The sequence below is a fragment of the Dyadobacter luteus genome, from assembly GCF_003383615.1.
GTDB classification, from domain to species: Bacteria; Bacteroidota; Bacteroidia; order Cytophagales; family Spirosomataceae; genus Dyadobacter; species Dyadobacter luteus.
The window spans coordinates 95,541-117,702 of sequence record NZ_QNUL01000016.1 but is presented as its reverse complement, the minus strand read 5'-3'; the positions used below and the strand labels follow the sequence as shown (position 1 = coordinate 117,702).

At 42.7% G+C, this 22,162-nt stretch carries 21 protein-coding genes; 12 read left to right on the top strand and 9 right to left on the bottom strand.

Annotated elements, in window-relative coordinates; all coding sequences use genetic code 11:
* Positions 1-17: 17 nt before the first annotated feature.
* The 3 genes from DSL64_RS18560 to kdsA form a co-directional block, all read right to left on the bottom strand.
* Positions 18-476: a GyrI-like domain-containing protein gene (locus tag DSL64_RS18560; RefSeq protein ID WP_115832416.1), complete on the bottom strand. Its 459-nt coding sequence runs from the start codon at positions 474-476 to the stop codon at positions 18-20.
* Positions 477-587: 111 nt separating this feature from the next.
* The gene (locus DSL64_RS18555) at positions 588-1,316 is read right to left on the bottom strand and encodes a phosphatase PAP2 family protein (protein WP_115832415.1); all 729 of its coding nucleotides are present in this window, start codon (positions 1,314-1,316) and stop codon (positions 588-590) included.
* A complete protein-coding gene (gene kdsA, locus DSL64_RS18550) occupies positions 1,313-2,125 on the bottom strand; it encodes a 3-deoxy-8-phosphooctulonate synthase (protein ID WP_115832414.1) in 813 nt (270 codons plus the stop codon). The genes DSL64_RS18555 and kdsA overlap by 4 nt, the downstream gene beginning before the upstream one ends.
* A gap of 229 nt (positions 2,126-2,354) precedes the next feature.
* Here kdsA and DSL64_RS18545 point away from each other — a divergent pair, with 229 nt between their 5' ends.
* From DSL64_RS18545 to DSL64_RS18525, 5 genes are all read left to right on the top strand, one after another.
* The gene (locus tag DSL64_RS18545; protein WP_015813362.1) at positions 2,355-2,591 is read left to right on the top strand and encodes an acyl carrier protein; all 237 of its coding nucleotides are present in this window, start codon (positions 2,355-2,357) and stop codon (positions 2,589-2,591) included.
* A gap of 45 nt (positions 2,592-2,636) precedes the next feature.
* Positions 2,637-3,893 (top strand): beta-ketoacyl-ACP synthase II, encoded by a 1,257-nt coding sequence (gene fabF / locus DSL64_RS18540; RefSeq protein WP_115832413.1) that lies wholly within the window; start codon positions 2,637-2,639, stop codon positions 3,891-3,893.
* 10 nt (positions 3,894-3,903) lie between these two features.
* The gene (rnc, locus tag DSL64_RS18535) at positions 3,904-4,650 is read left to right on the top strand and encodes a ribonuclease III (RefSeq protein WP_115832412.1); all 747 of its coding nucleotides are present in this window, start codon (positions 3,904-3,906) and stop codon (positions 4,648-4,650) included.
* A gap of 306 nt (positions 4,651-4,956) precedes the next feature.
* The gene (locus DSL64_RS18530) at positions 4,957-5,388 is read left to right on the top strand and encodes an Hsp20/alpha crystallin family protein (protein ID WP_115832411.1); all 432 of its coding nucleotides are present in this window, start codon (positions 4,957-4,959) and stop codon (positions 5,386-5,388) included.
* Positions 5,389-5,606: 218 nt separating this feature from the next.
* Positions 5,607-7,163, top strand: a complete 1,557-nt coding sequence (locus tag DSL64_RS18525) for a Do family serine endopeptidase (protein ID WP_115832410.1) — start codon at positions 5,607-5,609, stop codon at positions 7,161-7,163.
* A gap of 81 nt (positions 7,164-7,244) precedes the next feature.
* Here the strand turns inward: DSL64_RS18525 and DSL64_RS18520 are convergent, their stop codons facing one another.
* The gene (locus tag DSL64_RS18520; protein ID WP_115832409.1) at positions 7,245-8,678 is read right to left on the bottom strand and encodes a pseudouridine synthase; all 1,434 of its coding nucleotides are present in this window, start codon (positions 8,676-8,678) and stop codon (positions 7,245-7,247) included.
* Between the two features lie 369 nt (positions 8,679-9,047).
* Here DSL64_RS18520 and DSL64_RS18515 point away from each other — a divergent pair, with 369 nt between their 5' ends.
* The 5 genes from DSL64_RS18515 (at position 9,048) to DSL64_RS18495 (ending at position 15,688) form a co-directional block, all read left to right on the top strand.
* Positions 9,048-10,997 carry an acetoacetate--CoA ligase gene (locus DSL64_RS18515; RefSeq protein ID WP_115832408.1) on the top strand — a complete coding sequence of 650 codons (1,950 nt, stop codon included), beginning with the start codon at positions 9,048-9,050 and terminating at the stop codon, positions 10,995-10,997.
* Between the two features lie 155 nt (positions 10,998-11,152).
* Positions 11,153-12,859, top strand: a complete 1,707-nt coding sequence (locus DSL64_RS18510) for a S41 family peptidase (protein ID WP_115832407.1) — start codon at positions 11,153-11,155, stop codon at positions 12,857-12,859.
* 86 nt (positions 12,860-12,945) lie between these two features.
* Positions 12,946-13,698: an SDR family NAD(P)-dependent oxidoreductase gene (locus tag DSL64_RS18505; RefSeq protein WP_115832406.1), complete on the top strand. Its 753-nt coding sequence runs from the start codon at positions 12,946-12,948 to the stop codon at positions 13,696-13,698.
* 73 nt (positions 13,699-13,771) lie between these two features.
* Positions 13,772-14,431 (top strand): FadR/GntR family transcriptional regulator, encoded by a 660-nt coding sequence (locus DSL64_RS18500; RefSeq protein ID WP_115832405.1) that lies wholly within the window; start codon positions 13,772-13,774, stop codon positions 14,429-14,431.
* A 24-nt stretch (positions 14,432-14,455) separates the two neighbouring features.
* Complete coding sequence (locus tag DSL64_RS18495; RefSeq protein ID WP_115832404.1) at positions 14,456-15,688, top strand: MFS transporter; 1,233 nt, start codon at positions 14,456-14,458, stop codon at positions 15,686-15,688.
* On the opposite strand, the gene DSL64_RS18490 is transcribed toward DSL64_RS18495, so the two are convergent.
* From DSL64_RS18490 to DSL64_RS18470, 5 genes are all read right to left on the bottom strand, one after another.
* Positions 15,689-16,369: a peptidoglycan DD-metalloendopeptidase family protein gene (locus tag DSL64_RS18490; RefSeq protein ID WP_115832403.1), complete on the bottom strand. Its 681-nt coding sequence runs from the start codon at positions 16,367-16,369 to the stop codon at positions 15,689-15,691. It lies immediately after the preceding gene.
* Positions 16,370-16,606: 237 nt separating this feature from the next.
* Positions 16,607-19,183: a zinc-dependent metalloprotease gene (locus DSL64_RS18485; protein ID WP_115832402.1), complete on the bottom strand. Its 2,577-nt coding sequence runs from the start codon at positions 19,181-19,183 to the stop codon at positions 16,607-16,609.
* A 134-nt stretch (positions 19,184-19,317) separates the two neighbouring features.
* The gene (locus DSL64_RS29455; RefSeq protein WP_310587856.1) at positions 19,318-19,452 is read right to left on the bottom strand and encodes a Txe/YoeB family addiction module toxin; all 135 of its coding nucleotides are present in this window, start codon (positions 19,450-19,452) and stop codon (positions 19,318-19,320) included.
* A gap of 115 nt (positions 19,453-19,567) precedes the next feature.
* On the bottom strand, positions 19,568-19,768 hold the full coding sequence (locus DSL64_RS18475) for a DUF2683 family protein (protein WP_115832401.1): 201 nt from the start codon (positions 19,766-19,768) through the stop codon (positions 19,568-19,570).
* Positions 19,769-19,834: 66 nt separating this feature from the next.
* A complete protein-coding gene (locus DSL64_RS18470; RefSeq protein ID WP_115832400.1) occupies positions 19,835-20,770 on the bottom strand; it encodes a Ppx/GppA phosphatase family protein in 936 nt (311 codons plus the stop codon).
* A 155-nt stretch (positions 20,771-20,925) separates the two neighbouring features.
* Between DSL64_RS18470 and rpsU the strand changes: the two genes are divergently transcribed.
* Both rpsU and DSL64_RS18460 read left to right on the top strand, forming a co-directional pair.
* Positions 20,926-21,120 carry a 30S ribosomal protein S21 gene (gene rpsU, locus DSL64_RS18465; RefSeq protein ID WP_115832447.1) on the top strand — a complete coding sequence of 65 codons (195 nt, stop codon included), beginning with the start codon at positions 20,926-20,928 and terminating at the stop codon, positions 21,118-21,120.
* A 115-nt stretch (positions 21,121-21,235) separates the two neighbouring features.
* Positions 21,236-22,108 (top strand): tyrosine-type recombinase/integrase, encoded by an 873-nt coding sequence (locus DSL64_RS18460; RefSeq protein ID WP_115832399.1) that lies wholly within the window; start codon positions 21,236-21,238, stop codon positions 22,106-22,108.
* The last annotated feature ends 54 nt before the right edge of the window (positions 22,109-22,162 follow it).

Below are 22,162 nucleotides of genomic sequence, written 5' to 3'. Positions count from 1 at the left end.
TAATGATGCAGATGTGATCAGATGAGGCCTATCTGTACCTCTGTAATGTTTCTTTCTGGATGGTCAAAATCCATGTTGATGTAAATTTCTCTGTTTTCTCCGTTCATAGCTGGTTCTTTTACAAGAATTTCGGAAATAATCCCGCCGTAAGTATCACCGAGTTTTGACCATTCTCCTTCATGTATACATGACATACATCTGAAGGCGGGCAAAGTTTGTAATTTAAAATCAGAATTAGTGATGGTTTCTTCAGTTTGTGAAACAGGGAGGGCAATGGTAAGTGTAAATGGAGTATCCGGATTGCCATCTGCACCTTTGTAAACCCAATAGACAGGTCCTGTTATTTCCAGATCATTCTGAATAGCATCTTTATATAACTGACGAACAACTACACGTACGAAGCGGGAGAGATCCCGAAGTGTGGTGACGGTCTCAAATGAAAAAACGTGAATAGGGGCAATTGTTTTGAGTTGCATGTGTTGAATTATTTTGTGATCCTGACAAATTAAAATCAGGACATTGACAACGGTATGTCAACAGCATTTCAAAATAATCAGCTTTCTGATAAAATCGGAATAATAGCTCAATTAATGTTTCATCCGACGTACAGTTTGTTGCATCCACGGGTAACTGATATACAGCACTTTGGTTGCACCGATGCCTACACCTGCACCCATCAGTACATCGGCCAGCCAGTGTTTGTTGTTCAAAACGCGCATTGCGCCTACAGCAGTGGCAGTTCCATAGCCGCCAATACTATATAGTGGACTTCTGTGTCCGTATTCTTCGTGAAGTAATGTAGCATTAGTGAATGCAGTAGTAGCATGACCGGATGGGAAGGAATGGTTGTCTTCGCCATTGGGTCTGGGATAAGCGATAACACGTTTCAGGCTTTGTGTGACGCCCTGCGCAATCACGTTGGATAGTAATGCTAATATCAGTTGATCTCCCAGTTTATGTTTTCCTTTTACTCCGGAAGCCGCCAGACTTAAACTCACTACTCCCGGTGCATAAGGAAGATAATCGTCCACATGTGTTCTGAAGTTTGGATAATTGCTGACCACATTTCGCTGAAGATGCCGGCTGATCTTGCCTTGTGTTACCAATCCGGCTAATGCAAGTGAAACCGGCGGTATTACGTCCATCGGTTTTACTACCCATAATCGCGTCGAGTCGGCCGACTGGGCAGTCACGTCAAAAGGAGTGGTACACCAAAACAAAACCAATATACAGCAACCGGATCTCAACTTGCGAAGAGATCCGGCGAAATGACTAAGATATTGGCTTGCCTGCCCGGGAAGAGAGAGACGGGTCATAGAATAGCCTGTCTAACGTGTGCCAATCTTTCCAATAGCCCTTCGAGCTGATCCAGTGGAAGCATATTTGCACCATCTGATTTTGCTTCGGCAGGATTAAAGTGTGTTTCAATAAATAGGCCGTCTGCACCTACGGCGATAGCCGCCTTCGCAATGGTTTCGATCAGTTTTGGTTTGCCGCCAGTCACACCTGAACTTTGGTTGGGTTGCTGTAGCGAATGCGTACAATCCATAATTACCGGAACGCCGAATTCCTGCATTTCTGGCAAGTTGCGGTAATCGACGATCAGGTCGCCATATCCGAAACTGTTACCGCGGTCGGTAAGCAGCACCTGAGCATCGGGATTTACTTCATTGATTTTTTCAGCGGCAAATTTCATGGAAGCGCCAGACAAAAACTGTCCTTTTTTTACATTTACTGCTTTGCCGGTACGTGCAGCTGCGGTAAGTAATTCGGTTTGTCGGCAAAGAAAAGCAGGGATCTGTAAAACATCCACATACTCTGCTGCCAGTGCTGCTTCATGCGATTCGTGGATATCCGTAACAGTTGGTACTCCGAAAGTTTCGCTCACCTCGCGCAGGATTTTAAGGGCTTTTTCATCACCGATCCCGGTAAAGGAATCAATTTTTGTTCTGTTGGCCTTTCTATATGATCCTTTGAAAATGTATGGGATTTTGAGGCGGTCGGTAACCGTAACAATGTGTTCTGCAATACGTAACGCCATATCCCGTCCTTCTATGGCACAGGGGCCGGCCATGAGGAAAAACATCTGAGAATCTGTATTTTTTAATTTCGGTATGTTAATCATGTCGGTGTAAATCTGGTAAAATCTAAAGTTCTGCGAATGTACAGTTATCCCTAATGTTCTCTATGCGATTGACATTTTTATTGAAACGTATAAGTACAATCAACTGATTTTCTGTTTTTTTAAAATTCCGGGTTCGGAGGGCAATAAATTTAAACGACTAAAAAAATTTTGACAAAGTGAACTGAAATATCTTTCTTTGTTGCGATTTTAACCAAAAAGTGTTTATAAAATGTCAGCAATTGCAGAAAGAGTTAAGCAAATTATCGTCGAAAAACTCGGCGTAGAAGAGTCGGAGGTTACGCCAGAAGCAAACTTCCAGAACGACTTGGGAGCGGACTCTCTAGATACCGTTGAATTGATTATGGAATTCGAGAAAGAATTTAACCTTTCTATTCCTGACGATCAAGCAGAAAACATTGGTACAGTTGGTCAGGCTGTTGCATACCTTGAAGAAAACGTGAAGTAATTCATTTTTCTTTTATAGTATCATCTTCTTTCTGTCCTTTATTTTATGAGTTTTAAGCGAGTTGTAATCACAGGAATGGGCGCATTAACGCCTGTTGGTAATGATGTTCCTACTTTTTGGAAAAATTTGGTGGCTGGTGTCAGCGGAGCTGCGCCTATTACCAGGTTCGATGCAGAAAAGTTTCGTACCCGATTTGCCTGTGAGGTAAAGGGACTGGATATCAATGATTACATACCTCGGCAGGAAGCCCGTAAAATGGATCCATTCACCCAGTATGCCGTTATTGCTTCTGACGAAGCAATGAAGGACGCCGGCTTTGACACAGATAAGCTTGATCTTGACAAAGCCGGTGTAATTTGGGGATCTGGTATTGGTGGATTGAAGACATTTGAAGATGAGGTTTTAAACTTTTCTGAAGGCGGTAGAAATCCCCGCTTTAATCCTTTCTTTATCCCGAAAATGATTGCTGACAGTGCGTCAGGCGTTATTTCTATCCGCTATGGATTCCGGGGGCCTACTTTCATTACAGTTTCAGCTTGCGCTTCAGCTACCAACGCTTTGATAGATGCTTTCAACTATATCCGTCTGGGTATGATGAACGTCTGCATTTCAGGAGGATCAGAAGCGGCTGTTACCAATGCAGGTATGGGAGGATTTAACGCGCTGAAAGCACTTTCGGAAAGGAATGATTCTCCGGAAACAGCTTCCCGCCCTTACGACAAAGACCGTGACGGTTTTGTGTTGGGAGAAGGTGGTGCGGCGTTGATTCTGGAGGAATACGAGCACGCGAAAGCACGCGGTGCCAAAATTTACGCTGAAATGATCGGTGGCGGTATGTCATCTGATGCATATCACATTACTGCTCCTCATCCTGAAGGGAGAGGCGCATATATGGTGATGAAAAATACTGTCGAAAACGCAGGAATTAGGCCTGAGGAAATTGATTATATCAATACCCACGGGACATCGACTCCGATTGGTGATCCACAGGAAATCAAGGCCATTGAGAAGTTCTTTGGAGAGCATGCATACAAAATGAATATCAGCTCTACGAAATCTATGACGGGTCATTTACTGGGAGGTGCCGGAGCCATTGAAGCTGCCGCATGTATCCTTGCGATTCGTGATCAGATTATTCCTCCTACAATCAACCACTTTACAGACGATCCTGAAATTAATCCTCGTCTGAATCTTACCTTTAACAAAGCCCAGAAACGTGAGGTGAAGATTGCCTTAAGTAATACTTTTGGTTTTGGCGGACATAACGCTTCTGTCATTTTCAAAAAGTACGAGGGAGATTAAAAACTAGAACTTGGCAAAGCGAATTCTTATACCGATACTTTCTCTTTTCAGAACCGGAAGTGCTGAGGATAAAAAATTTAAAGAATCGATTGCACATGTGATTGGTGACCGTCCGTCTAATCTGGGCGTTTATCAACTCGCTTTCAGGCATACTTCTGCTTCCAGGGAAACAGCCATCAAAGGTTTTCGGGAGTCCAATGAGAGGCTCGAATACCTGGGTGATGCGGTTTTGGGTATGGTAGTAGCCGAGTTCCTTTTTACTAAATATCCTTATAAAGACGAAGGTTTTCTTACCGAAATCCGTTCACGGATCGTTAATCGCGAGTCGTTGAACCAGATCTCGCGTAAACTGGGGCTGGATCATCTGATTGAGTATGATGGAAACCGTAGGGGAATGTCTCCCCGCTCGTCTATGTATGGCGATGCACTGGAAGCATTCGTGGGTGCCATTTATCTGGATAAAGGATTTAGGTTCACACGAACTTTTATAATCAGTAAACTCATCACACATTACGATCTGGATAGTATTATCCAAAATAATGTGAACTTCAAGAGTCTTATCATCGAATGGGCTCAGCGGGAAGGCAAGGAAATTCGCTTCGAAATACTTGAAGAAAGAGGAACACGTCACCACCGCGAATTCATTTCCCAGATACTGGTGAATGATGAGCCGTTTGCTGTTGGAAATGGTTTCACCAAGAAAAAAGCGGAACAGTCTGCCTCAGAACAAGCTTGTGCGCTGTTAGAGTTGAGATAAGATTTTTTACCTATTTTCAATATTGCTGCCTCTGCCTTTTCAGGTTGAGGTTTTTGCATTTTATACACAACTCTAAAAAACATTCCGCTTTTCTATGCTTTTGTTTCGGACTCCGTGAGTTCATTATGTCGGGGAGTTAATGCATTGATTGTGCCATTTTGTCTTATAATTTTTCATTTCTTCCAATAAAGAGACATTTTGTCATTTAAATTATCTTCCTTTTGCCTGGGAACAGAAGTTGATAGGTTGAATGCGTATCTGAACGATACTTGAATCAAAAATCAAAAACATTAAAACATAGCAAAAATGAGCACATTAGTAAAAACCCAATTCGCACCCAAACACTTCAATGGTTTCTTTGGAAAAGATTTATTTAATGAACTGTATAATCCTGTATTCTCAGGAAGCGTTCCTGCAGTAAATGTATTGGAAGGAGTTGAAGGCTTTAAGATTGAAGTAGCTGCCCCGGGCCTCGGAAAAGCGGACTTTAAATTGAATCTGGATAAAAATCAGTTGACAATCTCGGCTTCTAAAGAGCAGAACGTAACTGAAAATGAGAATGAAAAATATACACGCAGGGAGTTTAAGTATGCTTCGTTTCAGCGGACTTTCACGCTGCCTAACACAGTAGATGGTGAAAAGATCGGCGCTACCTATGCAGATGGTATCCTGACAGTAAGCTTGCCAAAACGTGAAGAAGCGAAAGATAAGCCTGCAAGAGAGATTGAGATTGCTTAAAAACTTCTAATTTTGAGAGGGCGTTATTTTATGAGATAACGCCCTTTTATATTTTTGTTCCGGATCGGGCTTTAAGTATTATGCCCGTTTAAGTATGGAAATCGGTAATAATTAAAAGGATTGTCCTTTGTTAAATTATGTTAAAAGCTTTTTGTAAGGGAATAGATTACTCCCTGCTTTGCGTTATCAGTTCATAATATAAAACCCCAACAGAGTATATGAAAACAAATTGGAAAAGCTTGGTGTTGGTTGGGTTGATTTCCAGTGCATCAACCCTTGCCGGCTTTAAGCTGTTAGGAACAAATAATGGTACAGATGTAATTATCAAGGAGGCGCCGGGTGAATCTATTGCGCGCTTTACTTCTGCAGGTGCTCCTGCCGGTGCACCCGGAGACTTTGTTTATGCTGCGGAAGCAACCACTCCTACAGTAGTGCATATTAAGTCAACTGTTACACAAACGGCAAGAGGTGGAAGCCGCCGTGGTGGAGGAGATATGGAGGAAATGTTCAGAGATTTCTTCGGAGGAGGATTCGGTGGTGACTTCGGAGGGGGAGGCAGATCTCAGCCACAGGAGGCTTCTGGTTCCGGTGTGATCATCTCTTCAGATGGATATATTGTAACCAATAACCACGTTGTGGAAGGCGCTCAGGAAGTAGAGGTTACGCTGCATAATAAAGGTAAATTCCGCGCTAAAATAATCGGAACGGACCCTTCTACTGACATTGCAGTGATCAAGATCGAATCGAAAAATCTTCCTGCTATCACTTTGGGTAGCTCTGATGCAGTAAAAGTTGGAGAATGGGTGGTTGCTGTAGGTAACCCTTTCAATCTTGAATCGACTGTAACAGCAGGTATTATCAGCGCGAAGGGACGTGGATTGGGTATTATTGGCCAGTCAAGCCGTCGTAACGGAGTGACTCCGGCAGCTGCTACTGCGGGGGATACACCCCTGGAGTCTTTTATTCAGACAGATGCCGTTGTGAATCCTGGAAACAGTGGTGGGGCGTTGGTAAACCTGAAAGGTGAACTGATCGGTATTAATACTGCCATTGCAAGTCCAACTGGTAGCTTTGCTGGGTATGCATTTGCTGTTCCATCCAGTATTGTGAAAAAAGTATCCGGTGATATCATCAAGTTTGGTAATGTACAGAGAGGTTACCTTGGTATTTTCCTGGATGAGCTGGACAGCAAAAAAGCGGAGGAGTACGGTGTGAAAGTGAATGACGGTGTTTACGTTCGTGATTTCACTGAGAACAGTGCCGGACAAGCTGGTGGTGCTCAGAAAGGTGATGTTATTGTGAAAGTGGACGGTGTTGATATTCACTCAGTTCCTGAACTTCAGCAAGCAATTGGTTTGCGTAAACCTGGTGATAAGGTGAATCTTACTGTAAACCGTGATGGTAAAGAGAAAGATCTTGCGGTAACATTGAGAAACCGTACGGGTGGTTCTGATATTATCAAAAAAGATGAAAGTGCTTCTGTAATGGCTGCTTTGGGTGCACAGTTTGGAAACCTGTCGGATCAGGAAAAATCCAGATTGGCAAGATATAAAGTGGAAGGTGGCGTGAAAGTACTTTCTATTGAAGGTGGTAAATTCGGACGCTCCAGAGGTGTTGAAGAAGGATTTATTATTACCAAAGTGAATGGAAAAACGGTAAGAACTGTAAAAGAATTTGAGGCTTCTCTTGCCGGTAAAGAAGATGCAATGGTGCAATTTGAAGGGTTATATCCGGATGCGCCTTATGATGTGTTTACTTTCGGATTCCGTCTGTAGTTATAGGAAAAGACAATAAAAAAATCGGACTGGTCAGAAACTCTGACCAGTCCGATTTTTTTTACTATAGCTCTGTAAGACTTACATCATGTATTTAAGTCTTACGACTTCTTTCTCTGCAAGGAATCTCCATTTGCCACGAGGAAGATCTTTTTTATCCAATCCTGCGAAAACCGTACGATCCAGTTTTTGAACAGTATAACCAAGGTGTTCAAACATACGACGTACAATACGATTACGGCCGCTATGGATTTCAAGGCCAACCACCATCGCATCCGGTGTAACCAATCCTGCTTCGTCGGGTCTGATAAATCCGTCTTCTAGGTTTAGTCCCGCCTGTAGTTTTTCAAAATCTTCTGTTGTAATAGGCTTATCAAGTTCAGCCTGATAAATCTTTCTGATTTCGCTGGATGGATGTGTCAGTTTCTTCGCAAGTTCACCATCGTTTGTCATCAGCAACAGGCCTGTCGTATTTCTGTCAAGACGTCCGACCGGATACACGCGTTCAAAACATGCACCCTTGATCAGGTCCAGTACAGTTTTTCTTTCTTCCGGATCATCAGTTGTAGTGATATAATCCTTCGGTTTGTTAATCAGAATATATACGAACTTTTCGGGGTTTAATTTTTTCTTGCCAAACTTCACGACATCATCATTGGAAACCTTATAGCCCATTTCGGTTATGATTTTTCCATTTACTGAAATCTGACCTGATGAAATAAGCTCATCTGCCTCGCGGCGGGAGCAAATTCCTGCATTGGCAATGTATCGGTTAAGACGTCTTTCTCCTGACTCTTCTACCTTCTTTTTTGATCCGGATTTTTTATCAAATTGCTCTAAACGATAATTAGGAGCAGTTTCAAATTTTCCTACTCTGCGGTTAGCCGCTTCCTCAATAGCCTCTTGTTCAGAAATTACCGGCTCATCTTTTTTTTTAAAAGAGGGTTTCTCACTTCTGCCTGTCGATGTTCTTTCACTTCTGTTGGAAGCACCGCGATCCGTGTCTTTTTTGAAGCTACGGAATTCGCTATCGCGTTGATCAAAACCTGGTTTGAAAGATCGACCGGATGGTGCTTCTGTTCTTGGTCTTGATTCCCGCTCAGGTCTTTCTGAAAAACGCGGTCTTTCACTGCGGTTATCTCCGAATGAAGGTTTATCTGTATTATCGCGTCTGAAATCCCTGTTCTCTGAGAAACGAGGCTTGTCTGTTCCCGCCTTTGGGAATCTCGGGCGTTCAGATCTTGGTTTGTCAAAACCTGGTTTACTATTTTGATTCTGGAAGTCGGTGAAACCGTCACCTTTTTCGAAAGCACGTGGCCTGAACGATTTGGGTTTGTCGTTAGTTGGAGCAGAACTTGCAACCCTCAGACTTGATTTTTTGATAGATGGTTTGCTGAAACGACTTTCAGCTTCCGGCTTGTTAGAAGCGCGGCGGAATGAATTGTTGCCGCCGGAGTTAGAGGAAGCCGAAGATTTCGACCTCGAATTGTTGTTGTTGTTATTTCTGTTTCTCATCAGGAATGCAGTATCACTACTGGATTATGTCTCCTCTTTACAAATGTTGTGCGTTATTGATCAGTGCTTTCGGCAACCGTTGTTGCCCGAATGAGTACTAAAACGCTCTAACGGACGTATCTGACTATCAGAGTACTAGTTAAAAAAATATTTAGGAGGCAAAGATACAACAAAATGTTTTCAGTAAATATTTGTGGTCAATATTATGTCAAACAGAACATACTTACGTTTATTAATACAATCAGTCTGAAAAGAAAATTTTGGACTATTTGTAAGAATTACGTCAGCTACTTGTGAAGATATTAATCTTCTGAGCGAGTTTCATTTTTGAAGGCTGATGTTATAAACCTATACCTTCAACAATAGAATATGTCAGCAGAAATACAAACCGCTCCGCTCTGGAAGCCGGGGAAGGCGCTTACAGAGCAGTCGAACCTGAAAAAATATATAGATTGGCTTTTCGTAAAAAAGGGACTTTATTTCCGATCTTATAAAGAACTATGGGACTGGTCGGTTACTGATCTGGAGGACTTTTGGGAAAGCCTCTGGCATTTCTTTAACATTAAATCACACGAAGTTTATCTTGAAGTAATTCAAAAACCCAAGTCTGGTATGATAGGAACGCGCTGGTTTACGCGCTCCAAACTGAATTATGCCGAACATATCTTTCGAAATAAAACTAAAGATAGACCTGCATTACTTTTTCAATCGGAACAAAAAGAGCTTACCGCTATTTCCTGGGGAACTCTGGAAAAAGAGGTTGCTGCAGTTTCGACCTGGCTGAGACAAAGAGGAGTGAGGCCTGGCGATCGGGTAGCAGGAGTGCTTCCTAATTTGCCTCAGGCAGTGGTGGCTTTTCTGGCTGCAAATGCAGTAGGCGCTGTGTGGTCGTCGTGCTCACCGGATTTTGGAAAATCTGCCATTGTGGATCGTTTTCTTCAGATTGAGCCCAAAGTTCTCTTTGTTGCAGACGGGTATTCGTATAATGGAAAAACCTATGACGGTGGTGCGCTGATAGAGTCTCTGTCATCATCATTTCCCTCATTAAAGGATATTGTGCTGATCAAAAATATGCAGACCGGGCTCACTACGGATCGTTTTACTTTGTGGGAGGATATACTGCATATACCCAATCACGGTCTGGACTTTGATCCTGTTTCATTTGATCATCCTATCTGGATTTTGTATTCTTCCGGCACTACGGCAAAGCCGAAAGCAATTACACATAGCACGGGTGGATGTCTGATCGAACACATGAAAGCGTTGATCCTTCATCAGAATGTAAAGCCGGGAGATCGCTATTTCTGGCATTCTACTACGGGTTGGATGATGTGGAATTACGCCTTAGGCTCTTTGCTATGTGGTGCGACATTAGTTTTGTACGATGGAGCGCCTGCATTTCCTTCGTCACAAACACTTTGGTCATTAGCTGAAAAAGCACGTATCACCCATTTTGGAAGCGGTGCTGCCTATTTTTTATCATCTATGAAAGCAGGTGTAAGTATCCAGCCTAATAGTCTCCGGCATTTGGAAACAATTGGATCCACTGGTTCCCCGCTGCCTCCTGAAGCTTTTAACTGGATTTATTCCCACGTAAAGAAGGACATATGGCTGATATCGCTTAGTGGTGGTACCGACATCTGCAGTGCTTTCGTGGGAGGTTGTCCCATGGAGCCGGTATATGCAGGAGAGATTCAGTGCAGAATGCTGGGAGCCAAGGTGGAAGCATTCGACTCTGTTGGCAATCCGTTAATAGATGAGGTGGGGGAAATGGTGATTACACAACCTATGCCGTCTATGCCTGTGTATTTCTGGGGAGATCAGAACAACGATCGTTATATTGATAGCTATTACGAAATGTTTCCGCATGTATGGCGACATGGCGATTGGATTAAGATTACACCACGCCAATCCGTTGTGATTTATGGGAGGTCCGATGCAACGCTGAACAGAGATGGGGTAAGAATAGGTACTGCCGAAATTTACAGCGCGGTAGAAAGCGTTCCGGGTGTAAAAGACAGTCTTGCAGTGTATCTCGAAAAAGAGAATGGCAGTGGAGTAATTTCTTTGTTTGTGGTGCTTAATGCTGATAAGCAATTGACAGAGGAGCTGAAATCGGATATCAAACAGTTACTTCGCACACAGTATAGTCCAAGGCATGTACCTGACACGATTGAGCAGGTAAGGGATATTCCCTATACTATCAGTGGGAAAAAAATGGAAGCACCTGTGAAGAAAATACTGATGGGTATGGATCCTGGCAAGGTAGTGAACCCCGATACGATGCGAAATCCTGACTCGCTGAAAGAATTTGTCTGAAAAACGTGGTGGGAGAAATCAAATTGCTTTTGATTGTGTTGCTATCACATATAAGTGATTTCAATTGCATTACGCAATCAAAATTCCTTACTTCACGTTAAATTATATTGACACTGTTATAGTTATCATCCCGATATATCAATCTCAACAATCCCATGAATCAGGATACACCTCAGGCACCCATTCGAAATTCCCGTTCCGTGGTAAAGCTTCCCATTATTATCGGATTGACGCTGGCTGCCGGAATGCTGATCGGTAGTACGTTTTTCAGCGGAGGTAAAAGTCTGACGGATGTAGCCAAGAATTCTGCCAAGTTCAGGGAAGTACTGATGTATATTGAAAATAACTATGTGGACTCCGTTAATACACAGGAACTTGTAGATTATTCCATTTCGAAAATGCTGGAAAAGCTTGATCCGCATACTTCTTACTTCAATTCAGAAGAAGCCACGGCTGCAAGATCGCAACTGGAATCAGGGTTTGATGGGATTGGGGTTGAGTTCAACATTTACAACGATACCGTATACGTAGTTACCCCACTCAGCGGTGGGCCATCGGAAGCTGCGGGTATCCAGAGTGGTGACCGTATTCTGACTGTCAACAAAGAGAAATTGTCCGGTCCCGGCGTTACCAATGCGCAGGTTTATAAGTTATTAAGGGGGAAAAGAGGTTCTAAAGTGGATTTGGCTATTGAAAGGGTAGGGCTGAAGGATAAAATGAACTTCGCCGTTTTGAGAGACCGTATCCCAACTTATTCGGTAGATGCAGCTTATATGGTGGATAAAGAGATTGGCTATATTAAGGTGAGCAGGTTCTCGGAAACCACTTTTGATGAATTCAAATCTGCGCTTTCTACGTTGAAATCCGATGGTTTGAAAAAATTGATTCTCGATCTCAGAGGAAATCCCGGAGGCTATATGGAACGTGCTACCAGTATGGCCGACGAATTCATTGCCGGAGATAAGCTTTTGGTATATACAGAAGGTAAAGACAGTCGTTTTGATAGAAAAACACGCTCACACGTGCAGGGCGCTTTTGAACAAGGGCCGGTAATTGTGCTGGTAGATGAGGGAAGTGCTTCTGCTTCGGAGATATTGGCAGGCGCATTGCAGGATCATGACCGTGCACTTGTAGTAGGTCGGAGGTCCTATGGAAAAGGACTGGTACAAATGCCAATCAAACTTTCAGATAATTCAGAGCTTCGTTTGACTATATCACGTTATTTCACACCAAGCGGACGCAGTATTCAAAAGCCTTACGAGATGGGAAAAGGTGAAGATTACAGTCAGGATCTGTCGCACAGATATGAAAGCGGAGAGTTGTTTTTTGCAGATAGTATTAAATTTGATAAAAGTAAGGTATATAAAACTGACGGAGGTCGGACGGTATATGGCGGCGGCGGTATTACCCCTGATATTTTTGTGCCTCGTGACACGCTGACCAACAGCAAATATTTATTTGAGCTTTATTCCAAAAATATTATCAGGGAGTATGCGCTGAGGTATGCCAATGAAAATTCTAAAAAGCTTGAGAAGCAAACTTTCAATAATTTCCTTGCTTCTTTTGATGTGACAGATACAATGCTGGCGGAGCTCGTAAAAGATGCTTCCAAGGCGGGTATCAAGCCGAATGATAAAGAACTTAAAATTTCAAAGCCTGTTATTGTTTCCCAGACGAAAGCTATCATCGGGCGCTACGTGTATGGCAGAAAGCAAAAGTCAGGTTTGAATAATGAAGTGTTCCAGGTTCTTAATCCCACAGACAATGTGTATGTGAAAGCGCTGCAATTGTTTGGTGAGGCAAGCCAATTGGAAGCAGGTGATTTCAGTAGCCTCAATACAGTGAAAGGTAAAGAGAAGTAGGCCTGTGATTAATAATTGAAGAATGTGATAGAGGCGGTGGAATGAGGGCAGCATAACAATTCACAATAAAGCATTAACAATTAAAAATGTCGCGTATCGCATTGATTACCGGAGCAACCTCCGGGATTGGAAAAGCAACTGCTGAAGCATTTGCAGCATCAGGAATAGATCTTATTTTGTGCGGGCGCCGTCAGGAACGGTTGGACGAAGTGGCGGGAAGTTTGTCTGAAAAAGTGAATGTAACGACACTCCTTTTTGATGTTCGTGACAAAGGTTCTGTGCAAGCCATGATCGGGTCCTTACCCGACCATTGGAAAAACATTGATATTCTGATCAATAATGCTGGTAATGCACACGGATTAGGAACATTGGACGAGGGCGATACCGATGACTGGGATGCTATGATCGATGGGAATGTGAAAGGTCTTCTGTACGTTTCTAAAGCTGTCATTCCGCTGATGTTGGAAAGAGGAAAAGGGCATATTGTTAATATTAGTTCCATTGCCGGTAAACAGACCTACGTAAACGGGGCTGTTTATTGTGCTTCCAAAGCAGCTGTAGAAGTGTTGAGCGAAGGTATGCGGCTTGAACTTACCCAGCATGGGATTAAGGTAACCAATGTAGCTCCGGGCGCGGTGGAGACCGAATTTTCATTAGTACGTTTCAAAGGGGATGAAGGCCGCGCTGATAAAGTGTATCAGGGGTTTGAACCTTTACAGGCCAGTGATATTGCGGATGCTATTCTTTATGCCATCAATGCGCCGGCACGTGTAACAATAGCTGACCTTACGATTCTGGCAGGCGCTCAATCTGCGGCGACTGTCATTCATAAAAAGTAATTTTCCGAAAAATGATTCTGATTTCGAGAGAATCATTTAATTTTGAAACATCAGATGATATGATGAATTGGTTATGTTGATAAAAAAACGCAATCTGGCTGATGAACTTGCAGCCCGATTGGTTCAGAAAATTTCGGACGGAGAGTTTGCTGTGGGAGAGAAGCTACCGACAGAGCCGGAACTGATGGCGATGTTTGGAGTGGGCAGATCTACTGTACGGGAAGCCATCCGCAACTTGTCACAAACAGGGCTTGTGCGTGTTCAGCAGGGATTGGGAACATTCGTTGAAAAAGTGCGGCCAACATTGGATGAGTCCTTATCGGAAAGAGTATTACGTGCAAAAGGGTTGGAACTCAATGAGATCAGACAGTTGATTGAACTGAAAATTGCGGAAAAGGCGGCAGGAAATCGTTCGGATGAGGATATCAAAGTGATTGGTACACACTTGAAAATGCGGGGAGAAATGGCGCTTGCCAATATACCCGACAAATGTATTCAGGCAGACATCAATTTCCACCTGAGTATTGCATTTGCTGCTAAAAGTGAATTTCTTCTTGAACTATATAAAACGATAGCTGAGCACCTCCAAAGCTATTTTCTGGAATTGTATATCAATACAGAAAGCTTCGTAAACACACAGCATATGCATGAGGCGTTATTGCAAAGTATTGTAGCTCAGGAGCCCGCCAAAGCCTGGGAGTGGGCAGCCAAAATCACGGGTCAGCCTCTGTAAAATGAATCTTGCAATTTTGATAATATGAAAACAATTGAACCACAATCAGGCAGCACAATTTCTGTTCCTGTTGCTGATGCGCAGCAAACCGTTTTTCCAATCCTACTGGCATTGAGTTTTTCTCACTTGCTCAATGATACAATGCAATCGCTGATCCCGTCTATTTATCCGATGGTAAAGGATTCGTTTCAGCTAAGCTTTTCACAAATCGGTTTAATCACATTTACCTTTCAGATCAGTGCCTCGGTTTTACAGCCTTTGGTAGGGCTATACACCGATAAAAAACCTCAGCCATATGCACTGGCCGTTGGTATGTGTTTCACACTTCTGGGGTTGGTATCATTGTCGCTGGCTACCAGTTTTTATCTGGTATTGATGTCCGTGGCGTTAATCGGCGTCGGATCCGCTATTTTCCATCCTGAAGCTTCCCGTATTGCACACATGGCTTCCGGAGGACGGCACGGTATGGCACAGTCTTTGTTTCAGGTAGGAGGTAATGCGGGCAGTTCATTAGGTCCTCTGCTTGCTGCTTTGATTTTGTTGCCTTACGGACGATTCCAAATCATCTGGTTCTCCCTTGTGGCGTTGCTTGCCATTGTCATCCTGTCGCGAGTAGGTGGTTGGTACAAAAACAACATGAACCGGATCAAGAAAAAGAGGGTGTCTGCGGACGGCGGTAGCGGTGCACTACAATTATCGAAGGGCAAGGTAATCTGGTCGCTTTCGATTCTACTGTTGCTTATTTTTTCGAAGTACATCTATATGGCCAGTCTTTCCAGCTACTTCACATTTTATCTGATTGATAAATTTCACGTATCAATTCAAAGTTCTCAGATGTATCTGTTCGCTTTCCTTTTTGCCGTAGCAGCAGGTACGTTCATCGGAGGACCTGTGGGTGACCGCATTGGTCGTAAGTATGTGATCTGGATTTCTATTCTTGGTGTTGCGCCTTTTGCATTGGCATTACCTTATGTTAATCTTTTCTGGACCTGTGCATTAAGTATTATCATCGGTCTGGTGCTATCATCAGCTTTCTCCGCAATTTTGGTCTATGCGCAGGAATTAATTCCTGGTAAAGTGGGGATGATTGCAGGTTTGTTTTTTGGATTTGCCTTTGGAATAGCGGGAATCGGATCTGCGATTCTTGGGAATCTGGCCGATAATACGAGTATAGAATATGTATTCTGGGTGTGTTCGTTTTTACCGCTGATCGGCTTACTGACAGGGTTTTTACCTAATCTTGAAAAGAAAAACTAATTACTTCAGTTCATCAATACGTAAAATCAGATTGGGATCGGGACAGGTTGTGAGAAAATGCAGCCTGTCTCCGATACTACAAACTCCCGGAAAATCTCCTTCCCGGTTCCCCATATCGGCTATAATCTGAAAATGCAGATGCGGCGGCCAATCGCCATTGTGAGGATAATTGCCAATCTCTCCTATTTTTTCCCCTTTCCTAAATTCTTTACCTACATATAAACCGAGCAAACTGCTTTCGGATAAATGACCGTACAGAGTGAAAAATTCTATCCCGTTCAATTGATGAGTCAGAATTATCGTCGGGCCATAATCTCCTAAATGATTATTAAATGCGAAGCTGTGTAAAGCAGCATCCAAAGGTGTGTAAACAGGTTCACCGGCTCTTTCCCAGATATCTACGCCAAGGTGGATGTTTCTCGGATTCTGTTCTTCTTTCATAAAATGCGCACGCTGTAGGTAAATCACCCTGTTTTCGTTGTATCCGCCGACACCTGTATAGGTTCCCTGCGACAGCATTTCGTCAAAAATGTACTTCGAAAAAGAATCTGTGTCAGTCAGATCCTGCTTTAAAAGTGGCGTATTAGCAGCGCTGAAGTCAAGTTTTCGGAATGGTTTGCCCGTATTTATAACATTGGCAAATCCGGGTTGTTGACGGAGCAGGTCGGGAAGTATGTTCATCTGTAAAAAATCAGTAAGCGATTAAAAAACAAAAGGTTGATAAGTAAGCAACGGATCGCTTTCTTATCAACCTTTTAGAGTTAAAAATTATTACTTAGAGTCCGTCCATAATGTTCTCTGACTGCGTTACGCTCGCTCCAAAAATGCTCATTGACAAAGGTCAACTGCGCTTTTTGGATCTTTACAAGCCTTGTCGGAGAACATTATGACTCAGACTTGCGACTAAAAAGACAGACACTACTTAGGATCCAGAGCGGATTTAATTCTTTGCGACAGATCCTGCAAATGGTATTTGCTCATTTTATCAGTTGTCTTAGGAATCGCAGCCTGGATAGAGCTTCTCAGACTTTCAAGATGTGCTCTTGTAATGGATGGCAAATCTGTTTTTTCCAATTCCACTACACGTGTAGAGAAACCGTAAGTGATACCAACCGGTACAGACTGAACATTTGCTTTCCCTGGTTTCAACAATGAAATCAGCTTTTCAGTGTATAATTTCTGAAGATTACGACGATATACATCAATCGGAGCACCTGCTTTCACTTCCGACCAAATCCCACTTTCAACTTCGGTAAACAGATCATCCAATGTATAATACTTAGAAGAAGTACCGGTTTCGATCAGACGAACTGCACGATCACCTGCGAACAGAGAAGTAAGCGCATATTCCTGTAAACTCTTGATGGCTTCTACACCAGACTCCGGCTTGATCTTGTTCAGGATACTTGCGTCAAGCAACCATACCGGTGTTTTGAACAATTGTGTATTCAGGAAGCTGATGGCTTCTTTCTGTGTTGTTTTTGGTACAGTTACGAAAGTTTCGCCTTCCGTATCGTAGGTGATCGGAGTATCGTAGATACCACCCACATTTTTGATCACATGCCCCAGGTAACGACGGTACTGACTCACCACATTACCATAAAGCTCTTCCAGTTCTTTGTAGCTTTCGCCATCTTCCTTGCTCCACTCGCTCAGTTTTGGAAGAATTCTTTTCAGGTTTTTAATACCATACTCAGACGCCTTCATAGCGTTGTCGCTCAAATCTTCAGTTTGATAACGAGGATCGTAAGGGCTCATTTCTGTTCCAAAACGTAATCTTGGATTTTTGTAAGCTTCCTTCGTTTTTACATTAAGTATTTTCTTATCTGCTTCTGCGTCCTGTGTATCCTGGATGTTACTGTAACCCCATTCGATTGCCCATTTGTCATAGTCTCCGATTCTTGGGAAAAGATTGGTAATACCATCTTCCGGCTGTGCTACGTAGTTGAAACGTGCATAATCCATAATAGATGACGTATGTCCGTTTTTATCAGTCCATGCTTTGTCGCGTAGCTTTTCTACCGGTGTGGCCGAGCTGGCTCCCATGTTGTGTCTCAAACCTAATGTATGCCCGATTTCGTGTGAAGAAACAAAACGAACCAGCTCACCCATCAATTCGTCACTGAATTTTTTAGTACGTGCGTTTGGATCTACTGCAGCTCCCTGAATGATGTACCAGTTACGCAAAAGGCGCATTACATTGTGGTACCAACCTACGTGGCTTTCCAAAATCTCACCGCTTCTTGGGTCGTGTACGTTTGGTCCGTAAGCGTTCTGAATATCCGCAGCAAAATAACGAATTACAGAATAGCGGGCATCTTCCAGACTCATCGTAGAATCACTTTCAGGCCAGTATTCTCCGCGGATCGCATTTTTCCATCCTGCTTTTTCAAAAGCAACCTGCCAGTCGTCTACGCCTGCTTTCAGGTATTTTCTCCATTTAACGGGCGTAGCAGGATCGATGTAATAAATGATTGGTTTTTTAGGTTCGATCAATTCACCGTTTTTCTGGCGTTTGGCATCTTCCGCATTTTTTGGTTCCAGGCGCCAGCGTACAGCAAATACTTCTTCGTCAGATTTCTGAGATTCTTCTCCGAATACTGCGTATTGATTGGCGAAATATCCGACGCGGCTGTCAAAGAAACGTTTTCTCATAGGAACCTTTGGCAAAAGGATCAGTGATGTGTTCATTTCCATAGTCACAACACCCGCATCACGTCCCGCCGGCAAGTAACGGCCAATTTGAGGAGCGGGAGTAAGTGAAATAGAAGGCGGAATTACAGAAAAAGTCTTGATCGTCCTGATTTCTGTATTGATAGGATAGCTGCTCATTTTCTCAATGAATGAAGCTTCTTTCTTAAACGCAGCAAGTTTAAGCAGTTGTTTGGAAACACTGCTTAATGAGAAAACCTGATTATCAGCATTGAAAAAGTCTGTTACGTCGATAACAGAAGAATTTCCTTTGTCTTCTTTTTTAACAGCCTTTACGTCAAATACACCGATAATAGGGTCAGAATTGGAGTTTTTTACGGCTTGGAAAATAGGCTTGGTGCTATCCGGACTTGCCACTACGACAGTTACCGAACGGAGCAGTATATTGTTGTCCATCCCTTTTTCCCAGCGAATCATCTGGCGGTTCACTTCCTCCCCTCCGAATATTCCTCCGCCTGCAGCAGTTTTAGAGTAACGGGTTACAGCCATAATATCGCTGTTAAGGATAGAGTCGGGGATTTCGAAATACCACTTTTCCGCTACTTTATGAACAGAAATCATGCCTTTCTGGCTCACTGCGGAGGTATCGATCACCTCTTTGAATGCTTTAGGACCTTTCTTTTTGTCGTCCTTTAGTTTGTCTTTCACAGCTGTTGCTACGGCATCAACTGCTTTTTCAATTTTCTTGTCTTCTTTTTTCTTTTCCTTTTTCTTTTGGGCAAATGTGTTCGAAACACATAGCACCATCAGAACCGTCAGAAGAAGGTACCGGGTTAATTTCATATTTGGTTTGCAGATATGTGGTTAAATAATCCGCAAAAGTACGTAATTGATTTGTATGACAACTATAGTAATGGATGAAAGGCAGAGAATCAGTTCAGGAAGAGTAGGAGAGAAATAAAGATCGACTATTCCAATTATTTGTAATGACCTTTCAGGGAGAGGATATAAATTTTACTGTCGACTACTTCATAAACAATTCGATGTTCTTTATTGATTCTCCTTGACCAGCAACCAGTAAGGTTGTGTTTTAGGGGTTCAGGTTTGCCAATTCCCTGGTAGGAGTTTCACTGATAGATTCAATAAGCTGGCGAATACGCTGTAGAAGGATAGTGTTATTATGCTTCTTCCAATACTTAAGATCCTCTACAGCTTCTGACGTGTATTCTACTTCCATATATCATCGAGGTCCACTTTAACCGTGTTTCCATCTCTGACATCTTGCCTGCTTTTTTCAATTTTGGCAATAAATTCCGAATTATAAGGATCCTCAGTTTTTTCCTCATAAGATACCTTGAATCCTTTCAGAAGTGCCTTAACAGCTTTCAGAACTTCTTTATCTTCGGTGTTAATTGTTAAGGTTGTCATACTTTTCTTCGCTTTTATTAATCTAAGATACAATTTATATACCCGAAAAGGATGAGTCAATTGTATTTAATTTCCTAATAAAGAAGCCAACACCCCCTCCTTCAAGGCATATGAAGAAACCTGAATCTCTCTGATTTGATGACGCCTCAAAACAAAATCTACCAGACACATCGCAACCACAATCATGTCTACCCGCAGAGGGATCATACCGGGAATGTTCATCCTCTCATCATGGTTTCCGGCTAAAATCAGTTCATAAGCTCTGTAAAATTCTTCCGGAGATAAGCTGAAATCAGTTTGAGCTTTTGGAGGCCATTGACCTGTGCGATGCTGAAAGTCGATGTCAACCAATGTATCGAAAGTGCCTGAAGAGCCCACGATTTTCTGAGGCGCATATTGGTGGATAGCATTGGCAAGTGGAATAAGCTGATCGTCCAGATAGTTGTATAGCTTTTTCTTGTTCCCTTCCGGCAGGGGATCGCTGGTCATGTATTTTTCCATCAATCGTTGACCGCCAATTTCAAAACTCTGTTTCCAAAATATCTGGTCTTCATTGCCGATAATAAATTCCACGCTGCCACCTCCGATATCCATGATCAGGGAGGGAGCGGATCCTAGTTTGGTGCCATAGCGAACGCCTTTATAAATATATTCAGCCTCCTGATTACCATCAATAACTGTAACCGGAATTGCTGTCTGTTCGAAAATTGTCTCGCAAAACTGATCCTTATTATCCGCATTACGGATGGCACTGGTTCCGAAAGCCAAAACTTTATCCTGAGGAACCGAAAAAGCATTCAGTTGTTCACGAAAAAATTGCAGTACTTCCAGCGCCCGTTCTATCGCTTCTTCAGTAATAATCCTTTTATTAATTCCCCCCAAACCTATACGGGCAGGTCTGCTTTCACGAAAGAGTGTGGTTACCGAAGAACCGTTTTGTTCAACGATCAGTAAATGAAATGTATTGGTTCCTAAATCAATAATGGCCAGTCTGGAACTCATTGTCGTGCTGAAATTCGTTAAATCCTTTGTTTACAAGGGACAATATGCAAAAATATCCTAATTTTAATGCTTGCTTTCTTGATTTTCTGAATGATATGTCTTTCCTTTGCAGTCCGTTTCAGAAAACTATTCAAAGAACATTATATTTAGTAAGCATGCTTATCATAAACATTAAAGACAACGAATCGATTGACCGCGCTCTTAAGCGTTACAAAAAGAAATTTGAAAGAACTGGTACAATGCGCCAGCTTCGTGCTCGTACTGCTTTCGAAAAACCATCTGTAAAGCGTCGTTTCGAAATTTTGCGTGCAGTATACAAAGAAAAAACATACGGTCATCTGGAAGACTAGTTCTCAGGAATTGTTTTCTGTTGAAGGTATTTGACGGGATTGTTATATCCTGTTATATATAATAAATCGAAAGAGCTGCCTTGTACAGGGCAGCTCTTTTTTGTATGTTCGGGTTATGATAAATGCCTATCTGGAATCATTAGAGTTTGAAAAGCGAAGCAGCGAACATACCATCAGCTCTTATAAAACGGATCTGGAGCAGTTTTCAAAGTTTTTGCTTGATCAGTATGAAATAGCACAGCCTGATACTGCGAGCCCTGCTATGCTCAGGTCATGGGTTGTGAAGCTGATGGAAGATGGGTTGAGTCCGGTTTCTGTCAATCGAAAAATAGCTTCACTGAGATCCTTATACGGTTTTTTGAGAAAAAAAGGATTGGTGAAGCAAGATCCTTCCAAAATGCTTTCTGTTCTTAAAACAAGAAAGAAACTGCCTGTATATGTGGAAGAGAAAGCGATGGAGCTACTTTTCGAAGCAGCAGTTTTCCCGGAAGATGATGCAGGACTACGCGACAAACTCATTATGGAGTTACTGTATGGCTCAGGAATCCGTCTGTCGGAAATACTGGGATTGGAAACTTCTCATGTCGATTTGCGAGCTAAAACCATCAGGGTGCTTGGGAAAAGAGCTAAAGAGCGGCTTATTCCGGTTTCAGCTTCTGTGATTGATCTGTTGGCAAAGTACATGGTTGTACGCGCGCCTGATGAGGATACCAACGCACTCATTATTACGGACAGCGGCAAGGCAGCCTATCCTGTATTTATCCAAAGGGTTGTTAAAAAATACTTATCTGCTGTTACTACCCTGCAGCAAAAAAGCCCGCACGTACTGCGTCATACTTATGCCACACATCTGCTCAATCGCGGGGCGGATCTCAATGCGATAAAGGAATTACTGGGACATACGAACCTCGCTGCCACTCAGATCTATACGCATAATTCAATAGAAAAACTCAAAAAAACACATCAGCAAGCTCACCCCAAGGCTTAAAACCGATTTTTTAGGGTTATCTTTGCTCGTAATTTGAAGTCTCCAAATAAAATT

Coding starts and splice junctions, on each gene's coding strand:
- DSL64_RS18485 (WP_115832402.1), bottom strand. CDS start 19,183: ATGAAATTAACCCGGTACCTTCTTCTGACGGTTCTGATGGTGCTATGT.
- DSL64_RS18560 (WP_115832416.1), bottom strand. CDS start 476: ATGCAACTCAAAACAATTGCCCCTATTCACGTTTTTTCATTTGAGACC.
- fabF (WP_115832413.1), top strand. CDS start 2,637: ATGAGTTTTAAGCGAGTTGTAATCACAGGAATGGGCGCATTAACGCCT.
- DSL64_RS18470 (WP_115832400.1), bottom strand. CDS start 20,770: ATGAGTTCCAGACTGGCCATTATTGATTTAGGAACCAATACATTTCAT.
- DSL64_RS18500 (WP_115832405.1), top strand. CDS start 13,772: ATGTTGATAAAAAAACGCAATCTGGCTGATGAACTTGCAGCCCGATTG.
- DSL64_RS18460 (WP_115832399.1), top strand. CDS start 21,236: ATGATAAATGCCTATCTGGAATCATTAGAGTTTGAAAAGCGAAGCAGC.
- DSL64_RS18515 (WP_115832408.1), top strand. CDS start 9,048: ATGTCAGCAGAAATACAAACCGCTCCGCTCTGGAAGCCGGGGAAGGCG.
- kdsA (WP_115832414.1), bottom strand. CDS start 2,125: ATGATTAACATACCGAAATTAAAAAATACAGATTCTCAGATGTTTTTC.
- DSL64_RS18490 (WP_115832403.1), bottom strand. CDS start 16,369: ATGAACATACTTCCCGACCTGCTCCGTCAACAACCCGGATTTGCCAAT.
- DSL64_RS18510 (WP_115832407.1), top strand. CDS start 11,153: ATGAATCAGGATACACCTCAGGCACCCATTCGAAATTCCCGTTCCGTG.
- DSL64_RS18475 (WP_115832401.1), bottom strand. CDS start 19,768: ATGACAACCTTAACAATTAACACCGAAGATAAAGAAGTTCTGAAAGCT.
- DSL64_RS18505 (WP_115832406.1), top strand. CDS start 12,946: ATGTCGCGTATCGCATTGATTACCGGAGCAACCTCCGGGATTGGAAAA.
- DSL64_RS18530 (WP_115832411.1), top strand. CDS start 4,957: ATGAGCACATTAGTAAAAACCCAATTCGCACCCAAACACTTCAATGGT.
- DSL64_RS18525 (WP_115832410.1), top strand. CDS start 5,607: ATGAAAACAAATTGGAAAAGCTTGGTGTTGGTTGGGTTGATTTCCAGT.
- rpsU (WP_115832447.1), top strand. CDS start 20,926: ATGCTTATCATAAACATTAAAGACAACGAATCGATTGACCGCGCTCTT.
- DSL64_RS18555 (WP_115832415.1), bottom strand. CDS start 1,316: ATGACCCGTCTCTCTCTTCCCGGGCAGGCAAGCCAATATCTTAGTCAT.
- DSL64_RS18520 (WP_115832409.1), bottom strand. CDS start 8,678: ATGAGAAACAGAAATAACAACAACAACAATTCGAGGTCGAAATCTTCG.
- DSL64_RS18545 (WP_015813362.1), top strand. CDS start 2,355: ATGTCAGCAATTGCAGAAAGAGTTAAGCAAATTATCGTCGAAAAACTC.
- DSL64_RS18495 (WP_115832404.1), top strand. CDS start 14,456: ATGAAAACAATTGAACCACAATCAGGCAGCACAATTTCTGTTCCTGTT.